At 62.2% G+C, this 18136-nt stretch carries 16 protein-coding genes; 9 read left to right on the forward strand and 7 right to left on the reverse strand.

The genetic code is table 11. From position 1 onward, the window contains the following. Window positions 1–12: 12 nt before the first annotated feature. The gene (locus tag ACVC7O_RS10370; protein WP_458326003.1) at window positions 13–1383 is read right to left on the reverse strand and encodes a M20/M25/M40 family metallo-hydrolase; all 1371 of its coding nucleotides are present in this window, start codon (window positions 1381–1383) and stop codon (window positions 13–15) included. Window positions 1384–1608: 225 nt separating this feature from the next. On the opposite strand from ACVC7O_RS10370, the gene hemA reads away from it, so the two are divergent. The 3 genes from hemA to ispG all read left to right on the forward strand — a co-directional run bounded on the left by hemA (window position 1609) and on the right by ispG (window position 5422). Further along, on the forward strand, window positions 1609–2832 hold the full coding sequence (hemA, locus tag ACVC7O_RS10375) for a 5-aminolevulinate synthase (protein ID WP_458326004.1): 1224 nt from the start codon (window positions 1609–1611) through the stop codon (window positions 2830–2832). Window positions 2833–2962: 130 nt separating this feature from the next. Beyond that, the gene (locus tag ACVC7O_RS10380; protein WP_458326005.1) at window positions 2963–4204 is read left to right on the forward strand and encodes a helix-turn-helix domain-containing protein; all 1242 of its coding nucleotides are present in this window, start codon (window positions 2963–2965) and stop codon (window positions 4202–4204) included. Between the two features lie 87 nt (window positions 4205–4291). Further along, the gene (ispG, locus tag ACVC7O_RS10385; protein WP_458326006.1) at window positions 4292–5422 is read left to right on the forward strand and encodes a flavodoxin-dependent (E)-4-hydroxy-3-methylbut-2-enyl-diphosphate synthase; all 1131 of its coding nucleotides are present in this window, start codon (window positions 4292–4294) and stop codon (window positions 5420–5422) included. Window positions 5423–5443: 21 nt separating this feature from the next. On the opposite strand, the gene ACVC7O_RS10390 is transcribed toward ispG, so the two are convergent. Continuing rightward, entirely contained in the window at window positions 5444–6187 is a 744-nt protein-coding gene (locus ACVC7O_RS10390) for a DsbA family protein (RefSeq protein ID WP_458326007.1), read from the reverse strand. 3 nt (window positions 6188–6190) lie between these two features. Continuing rightward, window positions 6191–7546, reverse strand: a complete 1356-nt coding sequence (locus ACVC7O_RS10395; RefSeq protein ID WP_458326008.1) for a M48 family metalloprotease — start codon at window positions 7544–7546, stop codon at window positions 6191–6193. Here ACVC7O_RS10395 and ACVC7O_RS10400 point away from each other — a divergent pair. From ACVC7O_RS10400 to ACVC7O_RS10420, 5 genes are all read left to right on the forward strand, one after another. Continuing rightward, window positions 7545–8687: a pyridoxal phosphate-dependent aminotransferase gene (locus ACVC7O_RS10400; protein ID WP_458326009.1), complete on the forward strand. Its 1143-nt coding sequence runs from the start codon at window positions 7545–7547 to the stop codon at window positions 8685–8687. The genes ACVC7O_RS10395 and ACVC7O_RS10400 overlap by 2 nt on opposite strands. Window positions 8688–8753: 66 nt before the next feature. Further along, window positions 8754–9971 (forward strand): N-acetylmuramoyl-L-alanine amidase, encoded by a 1218-nt coding sequence (locus tag ACVC7O_RS10405; protein ID WP_458326010.1) that lies wholly within the window; start codon window positions 8754–8756, stop codon window positions 9969–9971. A gap of 118 nt (window positions 9972–10089) precedes the next feature. Beyond that, a complete protein-coding gene (locus tag ACVC7O_RS10410) occupies window positions 10090–12645 on the forward strand; it encodes a penicillin-binding protein 1A (protein ID WP_458326071.1) in 2556 nt (851 codons plus the stop codon). Window positions 12646–12725: 80 nt separating this feature from the next. Next, window positions 12726–13850, forward strand: a complete 1125-nt coding sequence (gene prfB, locus ACVC7O_RS10415; RefSeq protein WP_458326011.1) for a peptide chain release factor 2 — start codon at window positions 12726–12728, stop codon at window positions 13848–13850. Window positions 13851–13917: 67 nt separating this feature from the next. Next, complete coding sequence (locus tag ACVC7O_RS10420; RefSeq protein WP_458326012.1) at window positions 13918–14703, forward strand: DUF2189 domain-containing protein; 786 nt, start codon at window positions 13918–13920, stop codon at window positions 14701–14703. On the opposite strand, the gene ACVC7O_RS10425 is transcribed toward ACVC7O_RS10420, so the two are convergent. From ACVC7O_RS10425 to ACVC7O_RS10435, 3 genes are all read right to left on the reverse strand, one after another. Further along, on the reverse strand, window positions 14700–14918 hold the full coding sequence (locus tag ACVC7O_RS10425; RefSeq protein WP_458326013.1) for a hypothetical protein: 219 nt from the start codon (window positions 14916–14918) through the stop codon (window positions 14700–14702). The genes ACVC7O_RS10420 and ACVC7O_RS10425 overlap by 4 nt on opposite strands. Continuing rightward, on the reverse strand, window positions 14915–16075 hold the full coding sequence (locus ACVC7O_RS10430) for an aromatic ring-hydroxylating oxygenase subunit alpha (RefSeq protein WP_458326014.1): 1161 nt from the start codon (window positions 16073–16075) through the stop codon (window positions 14915–14917). Before ACVC7O_RS10430 ends, ACVC7O_RS10425 begins: the two co-directional genes overlap by 4 nt. 110 nt (window positions 16076–16185) lie before the next feature. Further along, window positions 16186–16983 (reverse strand): helix-turn-helix domain-containing protein, encoded by a 798-nt coding sequence (locus ACVC7O_RS10435; RefSeq protein ID WP_458322077.1) that lies wholly within the window; start codon window positions 16981–16983, stop codon window positions 16186–16188. A 234-nt stretch (window positions 16984–17217) separates the two neighbouring features. Here ACVC7O_RS10435 and ACVC7O_RS10440 point away from each other — a divergent pair, with 234 nt between their 5' ends. Next, window positions 17218–17562: a hypothetical protein gene (locus ACVC7O_RS10440; protein ID WP_458322078.1), complete on the forward strand. Its 345-nt coding sequence runs from the start codon at window positions 17218–17220 to the stop codon at window positions 17560–17562. A 6-nt stretch (window positions 17563–17568) separates the two neighbouring features. Here the strand turns inward: ACVC7O_RS10440 and ilvN are convergent, their stop codons facing one another. Further along, on the reverse strand, window positions 17569–18129 hold the full coding sequence (gene ilvN, locus ACVC7O_RS10445) for an acetolactate synthase small subunit (RefSeq protein ID WP_458322079.1): 561 nt from the start codon (window positions 18127–18129) through the stop codon (window positions 17569–17571). Window positions 18130–18136: the final 7 nt, after the last annotated feature.

Raw genomic sequence — 18136 nt, forward strand, 5'->3', positions numbered from 1 at the left:
GCCGCCCCTGCCTCACGTCAGCGCCGCGAGGATGCGCGCCCAGCTGCGGATACCTTTGTGAAAGCTCTCCACATCGTATTTCTCGTTCGGCGAATGCAGCGCGTCGTCATCCTTGCCAAAGCCGATCAGCATCGGCGTCGTGCCAAGGATCTCCTGAAAATGCCCCGCAATCGGAATGGACCCACCACAGCCCACATAGGCTGCGGGCACCTGCCATTCGTCGCTGAGCGCCTTGCGCGCGGCTTCAAAGCTTGGGTCGCTGGTTTCCGTCATCGATGCAGCCCCGGCGCCGTGATCGCTGAACGTCACCTCGCAGTCTTCGGGCAGCATCCCGCGCACCATCTCGCGGAAGCTCTCGCGGATCGCCAAAGGATCCTGGGTGCCGACCAGGCGGAAGCTGATCTTCGCATGCGCCTCTGCGGGCAGCACCGTCTTGAAGCCGTCACCGGTGTAGCCGCCCCAGATGCCATTAACCTCGCAGGTGGGGCGCGACCAGACCATCTCGAGCGGCGTGCGGTCCTGCTCGCCCGCCGGTTTCGACAGGCCCACGTCCCCGAGGAAGCTGGCGTGATCAAAAGCCAGCCGCTGCCACTGCGCCTCGATCTCGTCGGGCAATTCCGGCACCCCGTTGTAGAAACCCGGCACCGTGATCCGCCCCTGATCGTCATGCAGTGAGGCGATCACCTGGGACATCACGCGAATGGGATTGATCGCAACCCCGCCGTACATGCCGGAGTGCAGGTCGATGTCCGGGCCTTTGATCGTGAGCTCTTCGCCCAGAAGCCCGCGAAGCATGGTCACGATGGCGGGTGTCTTGCTCTCGAAAAGGCCGGTGTCGCAGATCAACGCAAGATCGGATGTCAGCTCCTCCGCGTTCTCCTGCATGAAAGGCACCAGCGAGGGCGAGCCGCTCTCTTCCTCACCTTCGAGGAAAAACGTGAGTTTGCAGGGCAGGGTGCCGTGCACCGCTTTCCACGCGCGGCAGGCCTCGATGAAGGTCATCAGTTGGCCCTTGTCATCCGAGGACCCGCGCCCCCGGATCACCTCGCCTTTCGGCGTTTGCTCGACGCGCGGATCGAAGGGGTCATTGTCCCAAAGCTCAAGCGGATCAACCGGTTGCACATCGTAGTGACCATAGAACAGCAGGTGTGGGCCGTCGCCCTCCAGATGTCCGACAACCATCGGGTGACCCGGTGTGAGGCGCTTTTCTGTTGCAATGCCGAGGCTGTTGAGATCCTCCACCAGCCAGTCTGCGGCGCGGTCGCAGTCGGCCTTGTAGGCGGGGTCGGTGGAGATCGACGGAATGCGCAGCAGCGCCATCAGCCGGTCCATGGCGGCGGGCAGATCGGCATCGATGCGGGACAGGACAGCGTCAAGAGACATGGGCAAGCTCCTTTGATTTGAGTGGACCGTATCAGCGGGGATCGCAGGAGCAAGCGGGAAGCGTGTGAAGCAGTTCACACAGGCATAAGACCAATTGATGTATGTCAAAGCTGCGACATGGTGCGCACCCTAAGGTTATTGAACCTCAAGCGTGGGGCCTATATTCAAGCTTAGAAAGATTCCAAAGGCATCACACGGCCCGGGATCGGATGAAGGAGAGACCGGGTGAGCTACGACGACAAGCTGGATCAGGCGATTGCCCGTCTGCACGATGAAGGCCGCTATCGGACCTTTATCGATATCGAGCGCCACAACGGTCACTTTCCCCATGCCACACGCACCCGTCCGGACGGCAGCACGCAGGACGTGACCGTCTGGTGCGGCAACGATTATCTCGGCATGGGCCAGCACCCGGTTGTGCTGGAGGCGATGCACGAAGCGCTCGATGCCACCGGCGCGGGCTCGGGCGGCACGCGCAACATCTCGGGCACGACTGTCTATCACAAGCGCCTTGAAGCGGAGCTTGCGGACCTGCACGGCAAAGAGGCCGCGCTGCTCTTCACCTCGGCCTACATCGCAAATGACGCAACGTTGTCGACGCTGCCGAAGCTCTTTCCGGGGCTGATCATTTACTCGGATGCGTTGAATCACGCCTCAATGATCGAAGGTGTGCGCCGCAACGGCGGGGCCAAGCGTATCTTCCGGCACAATGACGTGGCGCATCTGCGCGAGCTGCTTGAAGCGGATGATCCGGCAGCGCCCAAGGTCATCGCTTTCGAGTCGATCTACTCGATGGATGGCGACTTTGGACCCATCGAAGCGATCTGTGATCTGGCGGATGAATTTGGCGCGCTGACCTACATCGACGAGGTCCATGCCGTGGGCATGTATGGCCCGCGCGGGGCTGGCGTCGCCGAGCGCGACCGGTTGATGCATCGGCTCGACATCATCAACGGCACGCTCGCCAAGGCCTTTGGCGTGATGGGTGGCTACATCGCGGCATCTGCAAAAATGTGCGATGCGATAAGGTCTTACGCGCCGGGGTTCATCTTCACCACGTCGCTGCCGCCGGCGGTGGCCGCTGGCGCAGCCGCTTCAGTTGCCTTCCTCAAACGGTCGCCGGAGCTACGCGAACAGCACCAGACCCAGGCGAAAATCCTTAAGCTGCGGCTGAAAGGATTGGGCTTGCCCATCATCGATCACGGCAGCCATATCGTGCCCGTGATGGTCGGCGACCCGGTCCATACCAAGATGCTCAGCGACATGCTGCTCGAAGAGCACGGCATCTACGTGCAACCCATCAACTACCCCACCGTGCCGCGCGGGACCGAGCGTCTGCGCTTCACACCGTCGCCCGTTCACGGCCCCAAAGAGATCGATGCGCTGGTGCACGCAATGGACGGACTTTGGTCACATTGTGCGCTAAATCGTGCCCAAGACGTCGGCTAGTCTGACGCTGCATGATTTTGTAGTTGTCTTGTGTTAACCTAACATAAACAAGAGGTCAGGTACGAATCGTGGGGACGATTCACAGTCTGACACACGCGTTAGGCAGGCACGGGGAAAATGGGGCAGACGTATGATTGGGCGCAAGCACTCTGAGAGTGTTGAAGAGGAAGTCGAACGCAAAGGGTTCGATGATTTCGAATTGCGTCTCGGCGATGTGATGCGCGGTGAACGCGCCACGATGGGCAAATCTCTCCTCGACGTACAACGCGAGCTGCGGATCAAGGCGGCCTATATCGCGGCGATCGAGAACTGTGACCCCGACGCCTTCGATACCCCCGGATTTATTGCTGGTTATGTGCGGTCCTACGCGCGCTATCTTGGAATGAACCCGGACGAGGCGTTTGAGACGTTCTGTGCTGAAAGCGGCTTCACGGTGGCGCATGGGATGTCCTCGAAGGCCTCGGTGGTCAAAAAGACCGGGCGGGAGGTCTCCGCGGGTCGGTCGCTCGACAACGACATGTTCAACCGCCCGGGCACGCCTTTTGTGCCGACCCGTGAAGGGTTCTTCTCGGGCATCGAACCGAGTGCGATTGGCTCCTCGCTGGTGCTCATGGCGCTGATCGGAGCCATTGGGTTTGGCGGCTACTCGGTGTTGCAGGAGGTGCAGCGCGTTCAGGTCGCTCCTGTTGAGCAGACGCCGATTGTGCTCTCCGACCTCGACCCGCTGGACGGTGTCTTGGCCGCCGCACCGGATGGTGCAAGCTCCGCTGCCCCGGGCGTGATGGAGCAGCCGCGCGCCGAGGCACTGGACCGCCTCTACCGTCCGCAGGCGCTGGATGTGCCGGTTCTGGTCGCGCGCGATGCGCCTATCTCGACGATTGATCCTGGCTCGATCGGAAATTTTGCCAACCTGCGCGTTGACGAAGACGTCCCACCCCAGCGGCTGAGCCTTGCCGATGAACTCGACGCGGAAGTCGCGGCAGCGATGGACACAGCGGTGCCCGTGCCGCAAGTGGTGGAAGAGATCGGGCCGGCTCTGCGCATGGTGGCCGTACGTCCCTCCTGGGTCCGGGTGAGCGCTGCAGATGGGACTGTGATCTTCGAGACCATCATGGAGCCCGGCGAGACATGGGATGCGCCGGTGTCAGAAGCCCCGCCGACCTTGCGCACTGGCGAAAGTGGCGCGATCTACTTTGCGCTGAGCGGCGAGTATTATGGTCCGGTTGGCGAAACGGGGACGATCACCTCAAAGCTGCCTCTCGACGTGGACAGCTTGAAGGCGCGTTACACTGTGGCTGATCTGGCGGCGGACGAAGCCCTTGCGACCACGGTTGTGGAACTGCAGACGCCTCTCGGCGCGGTGGCCGAGTAACACCAACCCGCACCAAAACCTCCCATTGCGACCACGGGCCTGACTGTCTATTTTGAGAGATAAGAGTGTTTCGCAAAGGACAGGCTGATGTCGTTGAACCATGTGCGCCCTTGGCGCAACATCTACCGTCGGGCATCGCGTCAAATCATGGTCGGCTCGGTGCCGGTTGGCGGCGACGCTCCGATCACCGTCCAGACGATGACGAACACGCTGACTACAGATGTCACAGCCACCATCGCGCAGGTACAGGCCGCGGCGGATGCGGGCGCCGACATCGTTCGGATTTCTGTGCCTGATGAGGCATCCTCGAAAGCCTTGAAGGAGATTGTGCCAGAGGTCTCCGTGCCAATCGTCGCTGATATCCATTTCCACTACAAACGGGGCATTGAGGCCGCGGAGGCCGGTGCCGCCTGCCTGCGGATCAACCCGGGCAACATCGGCGACGAAAAACGCGTGAAAGAGGTTATCAAGGCGGCACGGGATCACAACTGCTCCATCCGCATTGGCGTGAACGCCGGTAGTCTCGAGAAGCACCTGCTCGACAAATATGGCGAGCCTTGCCCGGATGCGATGGTTGAGTCTGGGCTCGACCACATCAAGATCCTGCAGGACAATGATTTCCACGAGTTCAAGATCAGCTGCAAGGCTTCGGATGTCTTCATGGCTGCCGCCGCCTATCAGCAACTGGCCGAGGCCACCGATGCGCCGATCCACCTCGGTATCACCGAGGCGGGGGGGCTGACCTCGGGCACGATCAAATCGGCCATTGGACTCGGCAATCTGCTCTGGATGGGGATCGGCGACACGATCCGGGTGAGCCTCTCGGCTGAGCCGGTCGAAGAGGTGAAGGTCGGCTATGAGATCCTGAAATCACTTGGCCTGCGCCACCGAGGTGTAAACATCATAAGCTGTCCGAGCTGCGCCCGTCAGGGCTTTGATGTAATCAAGACGGTCGAAAAGCTTGAGAGACGGCTTGAGCACATCAAGACCCCTATGAGCCTGAGTATCATCGGCTGCGTCGTAAATGGCCCGGGTGAAGCGCTGATGACAGATGTGGGGTTTACCGGCGGCGGCGCCGGGTCGGGCATGGTTTACCTCGCGGGGAAGCAGAGCCACAAGCTCAACAACGATGAGATGATCGATCACATTGTCGAGCAGGTGGAGCGCAAGGCTGCGGAGCTGGACGCCGAAGCCCGCGTGGCAAGCGCGGCTGAATAGGCCGCGCTGCGGGCGGGCGCCTCAGAGCTCGCGCTTCTCTTCGACAAGCGCCCGCATCTGGTCGTAGGGCAGGAAGCCCCGCAGCATCTCATCATGCATGACAAAGGTCGGTGTGCCGGTGATCTGCAACTGTTGCGCCAACGCACGGGTCTTGCGGATCTCTTCGGTCACCGCTTCATCTTCCATCCGCGCCTCGATGGCCTCGGCATCGAGTCCGTAGGTCTCAGACAGTCGGCGCAGCGCGGGCAGGGTGATGTCTCCGTTGAATTCCATAAGTGCGTCATGAAGTGATTTATAGGCCTCGTCGCCCTCAAGCTGCCGCGTGGCGATAGCAAAGCGCGAGGCCAGCAGGGACTGCTCGCCCAAGATCGGGAATTCCTTCACGATAAACCGAATGTTGCCGTCGGATTCCAGCAACTTTTCGACCTCACCATAGGCGCGTTTGCAGAAACCGCAGCGATAATCCATGAATTCGACCAGCGTGATGTCCCCATCCGGGTTGCCACCCACGAAGGAAAACCCATCGTTGAAAATTGCATCCGCGTGGTCGGAGACGAGCGTCAGATCAGCCTGCGCCTGCGCCTCGGCCTGTCGGTTTTCAAGTGCCTGCACTGCTTCCATGATCACCTCGGGGTTGTCCATGAGATAGGCGCGCACTTCGGAGCGGAACAGGGTGCGTTCCTCCTCGGTCATGCTCTGCAGGTCCAAGGCGGAGGCGGGCAGCGCAAGCGCCAGCAGGGCGGGCAGGGTCAGGCGGGTGAGCATTTCTTATCTCCGTTTTGCGGCGCGTTCGGATGCAATCAACACATCCTGCGCGCGTTGCCAAGAGCCGCTGCCGTTGGGCAGCAGCCCAACGGCGCGTTTTGCGTGGATGCCGGCGTCTTCCAGCCGACCTGTCAGGGCATAGCGTTCTGCCGTAACCAGCGCGGCCATGCCGGTCTGTCCGGATTTGGCATAAGCCACGGACAGATCGCGCAGCATGGAGCCGTCGCGGAAATCGATTGTGCGGGCCTTTTCAAGCACCTGGCGCGCCTGGCTGACCTCGCCGTTTGCCAGAAGGGCGCCGCCGTAGCCGGACAGAAGCAGCGCATCGTTGGGCGCCAGTTGCACGGCACGGCCGTAGGCTGCCGCAGCCGCTGAGAAGTTGCGTGTCTCGAGCAGGATTTGCCCGCGCTGGTCGTGCAGGAAGGGATCATTTGGGCGCTTTGCGATGGCGGCGTCGATAGCGCGCAGGGCCTGCTTGGTGCGCGACTGGCGGTGCTCGGCAATTGCCTCGCGTAGCAGCCGCACATCCGCATAGGGCGTCTCTTTCAAGCGGCGCAGCGTCCATTTCGGCGACCGCGTATAGGCGCTGAGCTTGCCCTTGACGCGCGCGAACCAATAGGCGGCGTCGGCATTGGGCTCGCCCGTATTGCCATAGGCGGCAACGAACCCTTCAACGGCGCGGAACCGATCCCGCGAGAGCGGGTGGCTGCGCAGATACGGGTCCTGGCGGCTTTCGGACAGCACCTCCTGGCCGCGGAAAATATTGAGCACATCCGCCATGCCCTGCGGATCGACGCCAGCGGCCTTCATATAGCGAATACCAGACTGATCTGCGGCGGCCTCTTCGGCGCGGGTGTGTTTGAAGAACCGTGCCTGCGCGGAGGTCTGGGTGCCAAGCGCAATGCCACCTGCGGCACTGCCCGCACCCGCCGCTGCGGCAGCGACGGCCAGGGCAACCCCAAGGCCCGAGGCGGTGCGCGCACTCGAAAGGTTGGTCATGCGCCGGGTGATATGGCCGTTCGCGATATGCGCGGCCTCATGGGCCAGAACCGCCTGCAGCATCGGGGCCGATGTCATCTGGTTGATCAGCCCGTAGTGCACGAAAATCGCGTCATTGCTGACCACGAAGGCATTCAGCGAGCTTTCGTTGACGACCAGCACCTTGACGCGCGCGGGGTTGAGACCGGCGGCGCTGAGGATCGGTGTGGCCAGCTGTTTCAACCCGTATTCCAGATCGGCATCACGCAGCAGGCTCTGGGCCTGAAGGGGCGCCGCCATCAGCCAGATCAACAGCGCCGGGATTGACGCGAGCCGGAAGACAAGGTGAAAGACCATAACGCGAGACTGGAGGGATTTCATGCGTAGTTCAAGGCGATCCGTGGTCGATCCCTTCATTGTGATGGATGTGATGGAGGCGGCGCGGCGTCTGGAGGATGCGGGCCGTGATGTCATCCACATGGAGGTGGGTCAGCCAGGCACGGGTGCGCCGAAAGCGGCGACCACAGCGCTCGCCGGGGCGATGGAGACGGGTGCGCTTGGCTATACCGTCGCTTTGGGTCTGCCAGCGCTGCGCGCCCGGATCGCCCGGATGTACGGGGAGTGGTATGACGTTGATCTCGACCCAAGTCGTGTGGTCATCACGCCCGGTTCCTCCGGCGGATTTCTGCTCAGTTTTACCGCACTTTTCGATACCGGCGACAAGGTGGGCATCGGCGCGCCGGGCTATCCGAGCTACCGCCAGATATTGCGCGCGATGGATTTGCGGCCGGTGGACATTCCAACGCGGTTTGACAATCGATATCAGCCCGTGCCCGCTGATTTGGAAGGCCTTGACCTTGCCGGCCTTCTGGTGGCCTCCCCGGCCAACCCTACGGGCACGATGCTGGATGCGCCCGCCATACGCGCTCTGATCGAGGCGGCGCAGGCGCAGGAGGCGTCCTTTATCTCGGATGAGATTTATCACGGCATCGAATATGAGGCCAAAGCGGTGACCGCGCTGCAGATCACCGACGATGCTTATGTGATCAATTCCTTTTCGAAGTATTTCTCCATGACCGGCTGGCGTGTTGGCTGGATGGTGGTTCCTGAAGATCATGTGCGCATCGTTGAGCGCATCGCGCAGAATATGTTCATCTGTGCGCCGCATGCCAGCCAGGTTGCCGCCTTGGCGGCGATGGATGCGGAGGACGAATTGCAGGCCAATCTCGACGTCTACCGTGCGAACCGTGCCTTGATGCTGAGGGGGCTGCCCGAGGCCGGGTTCACCAAGATCGCGCCACCCGATGGGGCGTTTTACGTCTATGCCGATGTGTCGGATCTGACGCAGGACAGCCGGGCCTTCGCCGCGGATATCCTCGAGCAGGCAGGCGTCGCGGTCACGCCGGGGCTCGACTTCGATCAGGCGCGCGGTCACAGCACGTTGCGGTTCTCCTATGCGCGCAGCACCGCCGATATCGAGGAGGGGCTGCAGCGGCTCAAGGATTTCATGGCGAGACGCTGATCGGGGTTTCACAGCACCGGTCAGCTTTGATAGACTGCGCAAAAATCACAAGGGGCAGAGCAGCCCATGATCCGGTCGATCCTTTCCGCGGCAGCGAGCGCGCTGCTTGGTCTGTCTTGCGCGATGGCGCAGGACCTCTCGGCTGTCGCGCGCGTGGATGCCACGCAAAGCGGCCTGACGGCGGGGTGGTTCGGCCACTCTGAGCTCGCCCTGCACCTCAGCCAAGGGGTCCCTTTCCGGGTTTTCACGCTCGACGCGCCGCCTCGGCTGGTCATGGACTTCCGCGAGGTGGATTGGTCCGGTGTCCGGGCCGAGGATTTGGTGCAGGAAGACGGCCCGTTTGCGGATGTGCGGTTCGGGAACTTCCAGCCGGGTTGGTCTCGGCTGGTGGCTGACCTGTCGGGGCCGTTTGTGCCGCAAGACATTGGCCTGACGGTGGATGACAATACGGGCCGTGCTGTGCTGCGGATGCGCTTTGACCCGGTTGCGCCTGAGGTGTTTGCCGCCAAGGCGGGCGCACCGGAGGATGCGCTCTGGCCCGATCCGGTGCCGCAAGACGCCATCGCACCGGTGGCGGATGACCGCTTTGTCGTTGCGATTGATCCCGGGCACGGCGGTGTCGATCCGGGTGCGGAGCGCGAGGAGATCAACGAAAAGGAGCTGATGCTCAAGATCGCGCTGGAGTTGCGCGAGGCGCTATTGCGGGCGGGCGATGTGGACGTGGTGCTGACCCGGGAAAGCGACGTGTTTGTCTCGTTGGAGGGCCGAGTGGCGATTGCGCACCGGGCCGGTGCGGACCTTTTCTTGTCGCTGCACGCCGATGCGCTGAGCCAGGGGGGCGCGCAGGGGGCCACGATCTACACGCTGTCGGATGAGGCGAGCGACACGGCGACGGCGCATCTCGCAGCGCGGCACAACCGCGCGGATATCATTGCGGGCACGGACCTCACAGGCTCCGACGACGAGGTGGCCAGCGTGCTGCTGGACCTCGCGCGGCAGGAGACCGAGCCGCGCTCGAAAGCCCTGGCGCAGGCGCTAGTCACCGGGCTGACGGAAGCGGGCGGGCCGATGAATCGGCGCCCCTTGCGAAACGCCGGCTTTTCGGTGCTGAAGTCCGCGGATATCCCCTCGGTGCTGGTCGAGGTCGGGTTCCTGTCGAGCGCGCGCGATCTCGACAACCTGCGCGACCCGGAGTGGCGCGCGCGCATGGTCGGCGGCATGGTGCGTTCGATCCTCGCCTGGCGCGATGCGGATGAGGCGCGGCGCCCGCTGGTGCGGCAGTGACGATGTGCTCGGCGAGACAGGCGTGTTTCGGCCAGTGTCGAAAGCTTTCGTGTTTTGACGGCGCCGGGCGGGCTCCTTATATGTGGGTCATGTATCTCACAATGGGCGTATCCTGACGGTGTTTCGGTTTATCCTCTCCTTCTTCGGCGGCATTTTCACGATGGTGACCATGGCGATTGCCATGGTGGCGCTGACCGTGGGTGCGGTGTTCTGGATGTACGGGCGCGATCTGCCGAGCCACGAGTCGCTCGCGCAATACGCGCCGCCGACGATCAGCCGGATCTATTCGGGTCAGGGCCAGATCATCGATGAATTCGCCAAGGAGCGCAGGCTCTTTGCGCCTGCCGAGACGATCCCCGACCTGGTGAAACAGGCGTTCATCTCGGCGGAAGACAAGAATTTCTACCAGCACGAAGGCTATGATCTGCGCGGGATCGCGGCGGCGGCTTATGACGCGGTGATGTCGCGCGGCCAGGACGTGCGCGGCGCCTCCACGATCACGCAGCAGGTGATGAAGAACTTCCTGCTGTCGGGCGACCGGCAGGCCGAGCGCAAGATCAAGGAGATCATCCTAGCCGCGCGCCTGGAAGAGACGCTGACGAAGGAGCAGATCCTCGAGCTCTATCTCAACGAGATTTTCCTCGGCCAGAATTCCTATGGCGTTGCGGCGGCGAGCCAGACCTATTTCAACAAGCCCTTGAGCGATCTGGAGCCGCACGAGGCGGCCTTCCTTGCGTCTTTGCCGAAAGCGCCCAGTGATTATCATCCGGTGCGGCAGAAGGACCGGCTGCTAGCGCGCCGGAATTTCGTGCTGAAGGAGATGATGGAGAACGGCTATATCGACGAGCAGACCTTGCTGGCCGAGCTCAACGCGCCGTTGCGCTCTGTTCAGAATGGCGACTTTGAAAGCTTCAAGGCCGAGCTGCCGCCCCGCGACTATTTCACCGATGAGATCCGCCGACAGCTGACGGAAGACTTTGGCGAAGGCGAGTTTTTCACCGGTGGTCTGACTGTGCGCGCGACCATCGATCAGGAGATGCAGCCGATCGCCGCCGAGGCGTTGCGGCGCGAGTTGGAACGCTATGACCGCGGGCGCGGCATCTGGCGCGAAGCGCGGATCAAGATTGATCCGGCGCAGCTCGAAACCGAGGAAAGCTGGCGCGCGGCGCTTGCGGCCACCGAGATGGCACGGGACATCGAGCTCGACGGGCCGTGGTACCCAGCGGTTGTGCTTGAGGTCGGCAGCAATGATGCCCGCATCGGCATCGAAGGCGTGACCGAGGATGAGGATGGGCACTTCATCGCGGCGCAGGATGTGACCTGGGCGCGCAAACGCACGCAGGACGGCACGCTTGGCAACAAGGCGCAGGTGGCGGGTGATCTTGTGGAGGTCGGCGACGTGGTGCATGTGCGCGCGATCACCTCCGATGAAGATGGCACCTTCGTGCGCTGGTCGCTGCGGCAGGTGCCAGAAGTGCAGGGCGGCTTTGTCGCGATGGACGTGAACACCGGCCGGGTGATCGCCATGCAGGGCGGCTTCTCCTACCAGTCGAGTGTCTTCAACCGTGCGACACAGGCGAAGCGGCAGCCGGGCTCGAGCTTCAAACCTTTTGTCTATGCCGCGGCGCTCGACAGCGGATACTCCCCCGCGACCATCGTTGTGGATGCGCCGATCGAGGTGAACACGCCGCAGGGGCTCTGGCGCCCGCGCAACTCGACACGCGAGTTTTACGGGCCCACGCCGTTGCGGACGGGCATTGAAAAGTCGCGGAACCTGATGACGATCCGGCTGGCGCAGCAGATCGGCATGGATGTGGTGGCGGACTATGCCGAGCGCTTCGGCGTCTATGATCGCATGGGCACCTTCCTTGCCAACTCGCTCGGCTCGGAAGAGACGACGCTTTACCAGATGGTTGCCGCTTACGCGATGTTCGCCAATGGCGGCGAGCGGCTGCAGCCGACGCTGGTGGACCGGGTGCAGGACCGCTATGGCAAGACGATTTACCGGCATGACGACCGTCTCTGCTATGACTGCGAACTGGCGAGCCTCGATGCCGGGCTGGCGCCGAATGTGATTTCGAACCGCGAACGGGTCATGGACCCGATCACCGCCTATCAGCTCACCTCGATGATGCGCGGCGTGGTGGATCGCGGCACGGCGGCGCGCACGGTGAACCTGCCGGTGCCGACCGCGGGCAAGACCGGGACCACCAATGACGCCAAGGACGTGTGGTTCGTGGGTTTCACCAGCAACATCGTGGCGGGCTGCTACATTGGCTATGACCAGCCGCGCAGCCTTGGGCGCGGGGCGGCGGGTGGCAGCATGTGCGGCCCGGTGTTCCAGACCTTCATGGAGGAGGCCACGCAGAAGTATGGCGGCGGGCCCTTCGAAGTGCCGCCCGGTGGACGCTTCATCAAGATCGACCGGTTCACCGGCGCGCGGCTCGGGCCAGACGCTCAGGGTGAGGCGGTGGTGGCCGAGTACTTCCGCGAAGGCGAGCAGCCGATCTTTGGCATCACCTACGACGGTGGCTTTGCGATGGGGCAGAACCTGCCGCTCTTTGAAGAGGTGGGCGCGCGACAGACCGAGCAAGTGACAACGTCGACCGGCGAAACGGCCACTGTGGGGCCCAAGGCGGACTTTGGCACGCTCAGCTCGGGCGGGCTTTATTAGCGCAGGCGCTTGGGCTCCCTTGCCGCTGGCGGGGGGCTGGTTTATCACCTCCGGTACACCTCTGTTCGAAGGCAAGTCCCATGCGCGCTGACGCACAAAATACCGTTGAAAAGATCGAAAAATCACTGGAGCTGCTGGCGCAGCGGCTGGATGTGGAAACGGCCGCGTTCCGGTTGGAGGAGTTCAACGCGCGGGTCGAGGACCCGAACCTTTGGGACAACCCCGAGGCCGCGCAGAAGCTGATGCGGGAGCGGCAGACGCTCGTCGACGCAATGGAAACCTACGAGAGCATCAAGCAAGACCTCACTGACAATATCGAGCTGATCGAGCTCGGTGAGATGGAAGAGGACGAGGAGGTTGTGAGCGACGCCGAAGCGGCGTTGAAGGCGTTGGAAGAGAAGGCGGCGCAAAAGGAGCTTGAGGCGCTGCTCGATGGCGAGGCGGACGGCAACGATACCTTCCTGGAAGTGAACGCAGGTGCAGGTGGCACCGAGAGCTGTGACTGGGCCTCGATGCTGGCGCGCATGTATGTCCGCTGGGCAGAGAAGAAGGGCTACAAGGTCGAGTTGCAGGCCGAGAGCGCGGGTGACGAGGCTGGTATCAAGTCGGCCACCTATAAAATCAGCGGCCAGAATGCGTATGGCTGGTTGAAGTCGGAAAGCGGTGTGCACCGCCTCGTGCGTATTTCGCCGTTCGATTCGGCGGCTAAGCGGCACACCTCGTTCACCTCCGTCTGGGTCTACCCGGTGGTGGATGACAACATCGACATCGAGGTGAACCCTGCCGACATCCGCATCGACACCTACCGCTCATCTGGGGCGGGTGGGCAGCACGTGAACACGACTGACTCGGCGGTTCGGATCACCCACCATCCAACCGGCATCGTGGTGACCAGCTCCGAGAAATCGCAGCACCAGAACCGCGATATCGCGATGAAGGCGCTGAAATCGCGGCTCTATCAGCTGGAGCTCGACCGGCGCAACGCCGCGATCAACGAGGCGCATGAAAACAAGGGCGACGCGGGCTGGGGCAACCAGATTCGATCCTATGTCCTCCAGCCTTACCAGATGGTGAAAGACCTGCGCACAAACTTTGAAACATCGGACACCAAGGGTGTGCTCGACGGCGACCTTGATGGGCTCATGGCGGCGACGCTCGCGCTTGACGTCTCCGGTAAGACACGGGCCGAAGCCCAAAGCGGTTGATCCTGATCACCGCAGGCGGTCTCCGGTCATGCTATAATCGCGCGTGAGAGGAGAGGGAGGATTCGCCATGGCATCAGATGCCACCGCCGAGATGAACCTGGGCGCGCCCGACTTGCGTGCGGCCCGGTTCCAGGACCTGAAAGAAGCGTTGCGTCGCGGGGCGGGGGATTTTCGCCGCCATCCGTTCTATGGGCTGACATTCGCGAGCTTCTACATCGTTGCCGGATGGGTGATGGTGGCAATCACGATGGCGACGGGCCACACCTTCTGGCTGGTGCTCGCCGCGATTGGCTTTCCGCTGCTGGGGCCGTTCGCGGCTGTGGGGCTCTACGAGGTGTCGCGCCGTCTTGATCTCGGGCTGCCGGTGCCGCCGGGCGCCGTCTTTGGCGTCATCTGGCAACAGCGCCTGCGGCAACTGCCCTCGCTCTGCACGATGATGGTGGTCATCTTCATGTTCTGGTTCTTCCTGGGCCACATGATCTTTGCGCTTTTCCTTGGTCTCAGTACGATGACAAATATTTCAACATCTTACGAGGTTTTCCTCACCCTGAACGGGGTGAGCATGCTGGCCTTTGGGACGCTCGTTGGTGGGGTTTTCGCGCTGCTGATCTATGCGATGTCGGTGATTGGGCTGCCTTTGTTGCTCGACCGCGAGATTGATTTCATCACGGCAATGATCACCAGCATCGGTGTGGTGCGGCAGTCGCCAGCGGTGATGCTGAGTTGGGCCGCATTGATCGCCGTCTTGAGCTTTGCAGCCCTTTTGCCAGGGTTTTTGGGGCTCTGGATTGTCCTGCCCTGGCTCGGCCATGCGTCCTGGCACCTGTATCGGCTTTTGATAACAACGCCTTAGCGGGCCGGCTCGCGCCCAAGGGCAACCAGTGCCTGTCGCAGGGTCTCGGCCTGCGCCGCGCCGATGTCGAGCGCGAAGACATAGGCATGTGTCAGGTAAAAAGCGCGCGCATCGTCGCTCTCAGCCAAATCGGCGGCCTCGGAGTAGAGTTGCACAAGCGCCGTCCGATCATCCGCCTCATGCGCAGCCAGCAGCCGCGCGTCGAGGTCGCTCATTCTGCGGCCTGACGCGGGGTCCGATGTCTGAGCACGCGGTCTGCGACCCAAGCGTGGAAGAGATGCGTCGGTCCGTCCATCGCAGGAGAGAACCGCCCGCCGTCAAATGAGACCGCATGGCGCCCGCGCTGCATGCCCTCGACGACGAAGACATCCTCGACAAAGACCTCTTTCCACTGCGCCGCGTTGCGCTCTCGCAAGGCGTCGTCAGTCTCAGGGGACGCGTAGAAGAGATGCACATGTTCGCGTGTGTTTTCGGGGCCTTGCGGTTCGAGAACGATGGCAAAGGCATGATCGCGATGTACCCCGAGCAGCACGTTGGGAAAGGCGGTGATGTATTCCGCTGCGGTGTCCCACTTGCTGCTGAGCCCATCGAAATCCGGGAAAACCTGACTGTCGGGCCCCTTGAGCTGGCGATAGACCAGCGTGCCCTGACCCGAGAACACGCCTTCGTTTTCTATGTGGTAATGGTCTTCAAGGCGAGAGTAGCTGTTCAGGCCGGGGTGCACCCAAGGCAGGTGATAGCTTTCGCAGTAGTTTTCGACCGCCAGCTTCCAGTTGCAGGCGACATCGAGGGCGAAGCGGCTGTCGGCCCCGCCGTGATAAAGCGGCTTGTCGAACTCGGCCCAGCGGGCCAGTAGGTCGGCGTTAGCCTCCTCAAAGGTGGGTGCGGTTCCGGAGACGTTGATCCAGACGACGCCCATCCAGACATGGCTACGCACTTCGACAAGGCCGAGCAGCGCGCGGTCGATCCCTTCATGCTGGTTGTAGCCGGGCCCGCCCACATGCGGGGTGCTAACGAGGCGGCCATCGGTGGCATAGCACCAGCTGTGATAGGGGCATCGGATCGCACCTTCGATCTTGCGGGGCTCCGACACGAGGATCATGCCGCGATGGCGACAGATGTTCTGGAACACGCGCACCTGGTCTTGGCGGTCGCGAATGAGCAGAAGCGGCATGCCGAGGAAGTTCAGCGGGACGGCATCCCCGATCTCGGGCACATCCGCCGCGACCGCAAGCCCCGACCAGTTGTCATAGAGTAGCGCGTGTTTCTCCTCGTCAAAAACGGCAGGGTCGGTGTAATGCGCATTGGGCAGCCCATTGGCTTCGGCAATCGGGCGGCGGACGTTCGATAGATCGGTCGGGGCGTGATCCATGACAACTCTCCTGCGATGATGCAGTGAGGATATGTCAAACCGCGTCAGCAGCGCGGCTCAAAACGACCCGAGTTTTCTCCCGGCGACATGACGCACAGGGCGCGCGCAGATCAGCGGAAGGGGTCGTTTGGTTGCAACAGCCGTTGATGAAATGGCATCAAATCGTCGAGTTGGCAGAACCCGGCCTTGCGCGCGCAGGGAAGAACCCGATCCGGCGATGTGCCCAAGTATTCATAGACAAGGCGGGTCATGCGGGTGCCTGACGAGCTTTCGCGAACGGTCCGCGCCACATAGCCGACCCAGAAGTTGTTCTGGAAGGAGGTCACCCGACTGAGATAGTTGAACGAGGCTGTCATCGCGTTGCGGCGGGCTACGGTGGCGGCGAAGCCATCCTCGATATGCATGATGAAGCCGCGGTATTCGCGGGCGCGGGCGTCGGCGGGAATGCCCTGCATGGCCATGGCGATCTTGGGCTCGAAGCCGCGCAAGAAGGTGTTGTCGCCGTCGCGCTTGATCAAGACGATGCCGCGGACATACTGATCGTTGCGCACGAAGCTGCGGCGGGCGAATTGATAGAACCCGCTGGGCAGTTCGTCTTCCGAGATGGGATGCACGGTCGGGCCCATGAAGTCGCGCAGATATTCGCTGGAGATCGGTCCGGTGCCCGGCGCGATCTGGTCGACGGGCTCGAGCAGGACCCGGGCATCGACCGAAAAGAACTCGCATATGCGCGCCAGCACATCCGGGCGCGGGAAACTCTCGCCGCTGAGATAGCGATTGAATTGGGTCCGATTGATTCCGAGGTCTCGGGACAACGCCGAAATCGACGTGTAGTCAGATGCCAGCCTGCGCAGGTTGGACCCGAACATGCTGCGCAGCTGCGCTGGTGATCTGGCGCTCAAAGACATCCGTCTCCCTCAGCCTCATCTGCGGCTCAGCATACGCGCTGGTATGCGGCGAGCCCTAACTATTTCAGGTTGAATTGCGGTTTTGATGCTATTTAGCGTCAGTTGCAGTTCGTATTTGTGTCAACCTTAGATCAGGGCGACACAAATTCCAAGCGTACGGTGCTCATTTTATCATGTGCTGCGGCGTTAACTTCTTGGTACCAATATAGTGCAGGCAGAAGGATTGGATGTGACATGATTGGCGTTGTTCTCTGGAGCGACGCATCGGACCGCAAAGCGGTGATTTGGTGCGAAGATCAAGGTGATTTGGCTTTTTTGAATTCAGCAGACGACGTTTTTCAGTCGGACGCATTTTTCGACGCCGGGGATGTGGTGCAGTTCGACATGGAGGTGCAGGCCTCCATGCGACGGGCGCACAATCCGAGATTGGTTTTGGAGCAGGCAGGTGTTGGCCTGCCGGAAGCGCTCCGCCAGAGCGCGTCTTCGGTCGCACGGATGACCAGCTCGGCGAAGGTCATCCCCTTCGAGCCGCGTGCCGGTCGCGTACCGCAGCCCGAGTTGCGGGTCTCCGAAGCCTAAGGGCGCTTACTCGCCGCGGGAGAGCGCGGCCACGCCTGTCCGCGCCACGTCCGTCAGGCCCAACGGGCGCATGAGATCCGCAAAGGCGTCGATCTTGTCCGGCGCGCCGGTGATCTCGAAGATGAAGCTTTCCAGGGTACTGTCGACAACGCTCGCGCGAAAGATATCCGCCAGGCGCAGCGCCTCGACCCGCTTGTCCCCCTGACCAACCACCTTGAACATGGCGAGTTCACGCTCGACGCTGGCACCTTCGACGGTGAGGTCATGGACGTCGTGCACAGAGACGATCCGGCCAAGCTGAGCTTTGATCTGCTCGATCACCTGCGGTGTGCCCGAGGTCACGATTGTGATCCGGCTGAGGTGCCCGGTGTGATCGACCTCGGCGACGGTCAAGCTGTCGATGTTGTAGCCGCGTCCGGAGAAGAGCCCGATCACACGGGCCAGGACCCCCGGTTCGTTTTCCACGAGGACCGCCAAGGTGTGCCGCTCGACCACGTCCGAGAAAGTGGGCCGCAGGTTGTAGGCGGAGTGGCTGGAGGAGCCCTTCTTGATCTTCAAAGCTGACATGATGGCG

This window comes from Roseobacter cerffii (assembly GCF_054226325.1).